General features: G+C 56.2%; 2 protein-coding genes, 1 tRNA gene and 1 pseudogene. 1 reads left to right on the top strand and 3 read right to left on the bottom strand.

Annotation, left to right across the window (positions count from 1 at the left end; all coding sequences use genetic code 11):
* Nucleotides 1-2: 2 nt before the first annotated feature.
* Together X744_RS141725 and X744_RS141720 are read right to left on the bottom strand one after the other, a co-directional pair.
* Nucleotides 3-4,373 carry a hypothetical protein gene (locus X744_RS141725; RefSeq protein WP_156938644.1) on the bottom strand — a complete coding sequence of 1,457 codons (4,371 nt, stop codon included), beginning with the start codon at nucleotides 4,371-4,373 and terminating at the stop codon, nucleotides 3-5.
* Nucleotides 4,374-4,616: 243 nt separating this feature from the next.
* On the bottom strand, nucleotides 4,617-5,900 hold the full coding sequence (locus tag X744_RS141720) for a site-specific integrase (protein WP_023762733.1): 1,284 nt from the start codon (nucleotides 5,898-5,900) through the stop codon (nucleotides 4,617-4,619).
* A 123-nt stretch (nucleotides 5,901-6,023) separates the two neighbouring features.
* Between X744_RS141720 and X744_RS141715 the strand changes: the two genes are divergently transcribed.
* A tRNA-Arg gene (locus X744_RS141715) sits at nucleotides 6,024-6,108 on the top strand.
* Nucleotides 6,109-6,470: 362 nt separating this feature from the next.
* On the opposite strand, the pseudogene X744_RS141710 reads toward X744_RS141715, so the two are convergent.
* Nucleotides 6,471-6,751 (bottom strand): annotated as a pseudogene (locus X744_RS141710) (protein-L-isoaspartate O-methyltransferase); the annotation flags it as partial.

The raw sequence follows: 6,751 nt of genomic DNA on the forward strand, positions 1-6,751 counted from the left end.
CCCTAGGCTGCAAATGCCTGTGAGTATTCTTTCCAATCTGCGAAACTGACCTGACCGGATAGCAACGAGCCATTCGCCCTTTGTGTTTCCCGATGCGCGTTTGACTCGCTGGTGACGCTCATTATCGTTTTCGCATCGTGTGCCGTACTGGAGCCTTGGAATTGTTGCGTGTACGTGACAGTGAATTCGCGACGAAAGAATCCTATCTTCACGCTGTAGGAACAACTGGTTGTCCCCCACATCGATGTCTCGCCGCCACTGCTACGTGCATTAAGGGAGACCAATATCTCTATTGAAATCGAGATGAAGCCTAAAGCCGTTACGCATCCGCCCGCCCGCACGTACGCACTAAAAAGAATTTCACTGGAATCCGGGCGACCGGCTGCCGTAACGCTTCTGGACTTATAGCAAACGCCCCCCAATACGTAGACGGTGCCCTGTGCGACACCGCCGAAATTTAGTGACTTGTAGGCACCGAATTCGATAGCGGCTTCTATCGCGCGGATTCTTTGTGCGTCCACCTCGATGGCGAAGAAACAAGTACCTGCAAGTACTCCGATACCTACGATACACGGCGCATCGCACGTAGAGAAATCAAAACGAAATATAATCGGCTGCTTGTGAAACGATAGCCTGCACGAGTTTGTAATTAGAAGTTGTTCAAGGCTGAACGCTCCCATCTGTAGAGGCGGGATTGTCAGAGGTGGTACGGAGATGGTTACTCCGTCGGGCTGCACATCCACCTTCAAACCGAGAGCGTTGTCCCCGTCCAAAAAGCTAAGGAATGAGCGCAAGGTATTTACGAACTCAAGAATTGCTCCTTTAAAATCAACTGTCTCAATATCGATATCGAACGCGGTTTTTTGACCGGTGCCGGATGTAAATGTCACGCTTCGAAAATGAACGACAAACCCTATGCCACCGTAGACTACGTTAACCTTGAATGCCTCAAGCGCACCATGCATTGAGAACTTCGGTTCGACACCGTCGGTCAGCCACGCGTAGCCGCCGCCTTGTATAGTAAGGCGTGTTCCGTCTCGTACCTCAAAAATTGGATCGGCCTCCGGCCAATTTTTCAGTGACCGGGTTTCCCAATTAAGATAGTAGCTGATCTGCGCTGGAACCTCACCCCCCTCGGTCAATAACGAAACGGTGGCAGGAACTTCAGCACCAAATCCGAGACGCATCGCCGATACGATCTGCCCTAAAGGAATGCTGAGAACGGTTGCATTTGGATCAAAGAAACTCAGTGGGTCGAAGCTCGGCAATCCGGCAGTTGCCATTGCTGACGGTAGGTTCCCAGCGGGGATAATTGCCGCATTCACCGCGCCGTAGAGGCGAGACAGTGCATCGATATTTGGCGTCGGCGCCACAATGCCACCGGAGCGGTCTGTGGCATCGTGAAAATTCGCTTGGGGCTTCGTGGATCTGCTGATCGCTGCGAAAAGTTCTGCGGTATTGCCGATTTCTTCAGGATCAACCGGACGGAACCAAGCGGTCCCGCTGCCGCCCGGTGCCAATTTGTTAATCGCGGGTACACGCGCCTCAATTTCATCAATACGTGGCCGGAATGGCGGCGGACGACCACCGCCCTCGTAGGGTATGCAACTGGTGGGATTGCCTGGTGCGGTATATGGCAGCAATTCACCATTGAGGGCGATCGTCAGAGTTTCAAGTTCGGTGTCGCCTTTCTGACGGCTGCGTCCTACAGCGAGGGTCTGGCCGCTTGCTTGCCGGTATCTCTCGGTTGCTGCGGCGTCGTAGGCCGGCCATACGTCGGCGAGGATCTTCACGATCTGGGGCTGCCCACCGTCATCCTGTTCGGCTGCTGCCACGACTACTAACGGGGCAGTAAACTCTTGCACGTTGCCCGCCCAATCGATGGTCCGAACTCGAAATTCGTGGTGGCGGCCGCAGACAGTTGGCCAGAATGCTTTACTCTTCCAGGTCGCGATTCCCCCACCACCGACCTCATCCGGATCGTCCAAATTCGGAGTACGATCGTCAAGGATCGTAATAACGCGAAACGGAAGCAAAGGATTTTCCGTAGGATCTGGGAAGCGCCGTTCCCGTTCCTTGATTGCTACGAACGTGTGTTGCCGAAGATATGCTGTGTAGATTTCTTCGTTGTTATTTCCGAACGGAAACGTTTCGGGCTTGCGGACGGTCTCTGTAACAAGCGTCACTTGGTGACCAAATGGATACAAATATGCCCGCCGTACAATCTTGGCCCGCTGGTCGCGACCCATCGTGATGGATTGCTCCCACTTCTCAAGGGTCGTAAATGACCGACCCGGCGCTTGCGGCCATATTCCCTCCACCCTCAACCACGCACCGTAGGAAGACAGCATCAACAGGTCCGCCTTTGCCGGCTCGGCGCAGACGGTGGAATCGTGGGTCAGTCTTACAATCTCATGCCTGTCGATCCTCGTCAGCGAGGTACGAAAAGGCAAACGAGCTACTGCGGGATCAGTGTTTGCGTCCACTTTGCCGAAGTCCGGCGACCAAACCGCGACAAGACGGCTGCGTGGATCACCATATCGCAATATCTGGCGTGCTCGATTTGGTATGCCCAGCCGCGTGTGCCATAGCTCGGTGCGCCCGTGATGAACGACGGGGCTTGCGGCGTGATCCCATGTCGCCTCTCCGTCGACGCTCAGATGCAATCTATACGGAACCTCGATTGCCGTGCGATTCCATTCTGGCTCCGCGATACCATTTGTGTGACGGGCGGCTGGAACGCGCTCGAGCAGCCAATCTCTCCAATCCAGGAGGCCCTCCATGGTGAATGGAATACTGCGAACCGTTGGCGGTATCCGAAACACCAATCGGCTTTCGCCAGCAATCCGCGACCTGATCGGAGGAGGATCAACGGGACTCGCACCCGGTCCACATTCCGTGTCCTTTTCGTAGAATGCTTCCTCCGCTATGTGCTGTGGTGGGAATGTAATAATGACGAAGGACGGCCCGATAGTATTCACTTGGCGAAGTTCAGCCTGGCTATTGTGTCGCTCGATCCGCAGATTGACGAAGTCATAGCCGAGGACCAGCAGGTCCTCCGGTCTGCGCACGGAGATCGAAAAATCAACGAGGCGGACGCCGTCATCTGTGCAGTGCGAACAGTCAGCTTCCTCCAAGGATGAACCGCTGGATTTCACTGCCTCCAGGTGGAACGAAAGGTTGCCGCGTCGAACCTCCCTAATTTCGGCCGCTGCGCCTTCTATCGGAGCCCATGTCTTAATGATCGACGGCGCACACGAAAATCCAACCACCTTTCCGTTGGCGACCGACAACTCAAATTCGCGATCGGGGTTGCGCCCGCCCACCCCGACAAGGACCTCATCACCTGCAAGCCACGCTACGTCGGGGTGAAACGCGGCAAGCAGGGAACTAACCTGCTTGTCATCCTGCGTTCCAATTGCGAGTGCTGGCCGGCACAGTTTTAGTCTAAAGATTTCCCCCGCCGAGTCGCGGAGAGTCCCTGACGGCTGGACCGTCACGCATGCGTCTGCGCGATCGGAGGTGACTAGGAGTCCTGATACCAGCCGTCCTCTATCGTCGACTGACGTCTCAAGCTGAGCCGCGTCGAAAGAATGCTCCCCGCATTCAACGAGTCCTCCCATCGCCCTTAAAAGCACGTCCTTAAGCGGCCATGCCATGTCCTGACGGACGAAGATAAATCGCGCACCTGGCAGGCTCCTGCGTTCGAGTAGACGCAGTGCATCTCCCGCAACTGGACCAAACCGTACGGCGTTTGACTTCAGCCCATTGCTTCGGTCAACGTCGAAATTTGACAAGCCGTTCGCCTCAAAAGTCCAATCTGGGAAAAAGGCAATCTTGAGCGGACGCTTGATTTGAATTGGGCCGCTCGCCGTTTGGAATTCTATAGCCTCGCCCGACGCGGCAGAAGTCAAGCCACTGTCTAGCCAATCTTGCAGATCGCCAACGAAACTACATTTGAGCCAAGGGAACTCGAAACGACTCTGCCACCGTCCCGCCACTTGCTTGAAATCGCATAGCGCATCGAAGCGGAGGTCGGTGCCCGCCAAGATCGCGTTTCTCAGATGCGCTCGGACGCGTTGGTCTCCCATTTCAACGTGCAGACTGGGGTTCCCGCTGAAAAGCGCGACGTCCATTTGCCAAAGAATATTTGACCGGGAGCAGATCGACAGGGACCGTCCGTTCCATTTGAAACTTAATCGGTCCGGCGAGAGCAAATCTCGAAGTTCTTCATTCAGTGCCAACGGCGCGGCAAAAGATCCGAGTAGGACCGAGCGACGCGTCACGCCCCGTTTCGTAACGGCGTCGGGTTTTTGTTGTTCTGAATTGCCTTCCGACCGGTATCGGTGATGAAACCATGCCCAATTTAGCATGCCGCTACCCCCCAGCTTTGGACCAGCTTAGTCCTAACCGCGTCGCGCTGGAAGGTGATATTTGTCGTTATCTTGTGCCGGAGGGTATGGCGAGTACTACGTTGCTAAAAGGACCATCCTTTGTGCGGGTGGTCTGAATTGAACCGAACTCATTTCCGAAAGCGCTTCGTCCACCGGCCGCCAGTAGCGGCGCCGTCTTCGCCTGTTCGGCAGTCATAGCTTCCGGTGCTGGCCCGCCAATGCTCAGAGAACACTCTCCTGCGCCCGCCTGTCACTTGGCGGTGCGGCCTTCGGACCGACCATAAAGCGATGTATCTCGCTGGCGACATTATCGGCGGCTGCAATCAAGACAGCGTCGAGGTGATGGACATAGCGGCTCGTGATAGTGCTCGAAGAGTGGCCAAGCATAGCCGCGATGGTCGGCTCCGAATAACCAAGGTCCCCGGCTACGGAAGCGAAGGAATGCCGCAAAGTATGGGGCGTGACACCTTCAAGCTTTGCACGCTTCGCAATCCGCAGCCAACCCTTAGGCATTCCGCCGAACGCCTCACCATTCCTGGCGGGCCGCAACACGAACCTGCAGTCTACGTCTCGTTTCACAACCGCGATGATTTCAAACGCAGCCTTGCCGATGGGTCGGATCGATGCGCCTTCTTTGCTGTCCTCAAGACGAAAGCATCCGGCACCTTGATCAACTTCACTCCATTTGAGCTTCACGACCTCGCCGAGACGGCATCCGGTCAGAGCAAGAAGCCACGCCCCATGCAAAGCTTGTTCGAGTTCTCCGTCCACCTGAAGACCTGCAAGAGCAGCGCCGAGTTGGCGATACTCCTCCTCGGTCAGACGACGTTGACGGTGCTTGTCCGCTGGTCGCCTCACGCCTTCGGCTGGATGCAACTCAATGATCCCTTCGGAAATCGCAAACGAGAGGATGCCGCCGAGCAAGCCCGCTGTCCGCGCGGCCGTGCCAAGGCCTCCTCTGACGATCGACTTACCCCGCTTCTTGCCAGTCTTCTCCACGACCGCCGTCTTGCCGCTCGCCACATCGCGGATAAAGCGATTGATATCAGCCGACCGCAAATCTCGGACCCGCTTCGCGCCGAGCAACGGCACTATGTGGCGGCGGATTCGTCCACGATCGGTATACAGCGTGCTGGACTTCTTCGGTCTGTTTGCCTTTCCTAGAATCAGACCTCTTTCGGTCGCGTCTAAGTAGCGATCGCACAGCTCTTTCACCGTAAGTGACGTACGTTTTGAGTTTCGTTCCTCTGCTGGATCTTCCCCTTTGAGCGTCTCGCCAAGGTTTGTGATAGCCAGCTTCCGCGCTTGCTCAGTGGTGATCGTACCGTGGCGGCCGATCGTCATCCGACGACGGACGCCCGAGGAATTGCGATAGTCCACGAAATAGGTTCGACTCCCGCTCGGCTGGACGAAGACGCCAAACCCTTTCAGGTCGCTGCACCATACCGTGTACTGCCTCTCCCGCGGCAACGCTGCATCGACCACCGTCTTCGTTAGCTTCGCCATGGCTCCTCCCAAAACTCACCAAAAACTCACCAAAAAATCGAGCGAGACAGCGAATTGCGTCGTGGGAGAGTGTGCCCATGATGCTGGATTATGTCAACGATTTCATGCAGTTCTCGTACTGCTGCGAGCAACCTCGCATTCTATCGAACGGTGCTGCTTTGCCCTCCGAAGGCAGAGGTCACAGGTTCGAATCCTGTCGGGTGCGCCAGTTTCAACATAAATATCAGGTGGTTAGGTGAGAATGGTTTTGGCGAGTGTCTCAACGCCTACTCGGTATCAGTAGACCATTTCGCTTTAGCGCGTTCGGCTTCCGCCGCGCAGCAATCACAGCGTCACCGGCGAATGGCAAAGCACCCCTCCGAAAATGGTCGAGCGTTCTTTGCCACAGGGCCGGTAACCAGAAAGTTTGCAATCGATCCGCCATGTCACACCCTGGCGCCCGATCACTTGCCTGTCGCCGCTGGCCGAGACGGATCGTTTCTTGGCGTTCACCACGGGCGAAGAAATGCGAAAGGCTGGTATCCGGTTGACGGTCGGAAAAGCGCGCTTGCGCCAGTTGCGCGGTCCTCATTAGACGGTTTCGAGCCGGCTGAACCGAACGGGGATGAGCTTCCGAGTCTTGAGTTGCCCTGCCACATCCTTGTCGATAACAGTCAGAAACTGTACGTCTTCAGACACCAAAGGCAGAACCAGACGTCCCCCTGGCTTGAGCTGCTCCAGCAAAGCCGGCGGCGTCCGCTCAGCGGCTACGCTAACCAGGATCTTGTCGAATGGGGCGTGCTCGAGCCAACCGCGAGACCCGTCTCCGACACGAATGGCGACATTCGAGAAGCCAAGGCCCTGCAGCAGGG

Source organism: Mesorhizobium sp. LNHC252B00, from assembly GCF_000502955.1.
Taxonomy (GTDB): domain Bacteria; phylum Pseudomonadota; class Alphaproteobacteria; order Rhizobiales; family Rhizobiaceae; genus Mesorhizobium.

Coding starts and splice junctions, on each gene's coding strand:
- X744_RS141725 (WP_156938644.1), bottom strand. CDS start 4,373: ATGCTAAATTGGGCATGGTTTCATCACCGATACCGGTCGGAAGGCAAT.
- X744_RS141720 (WP_023762733.1), bottom strand. CDS start 5,900: ATGGCGAAGCTAACGAAGACGGTGGTCGATGCAGCGTTGCCGCGGGAG.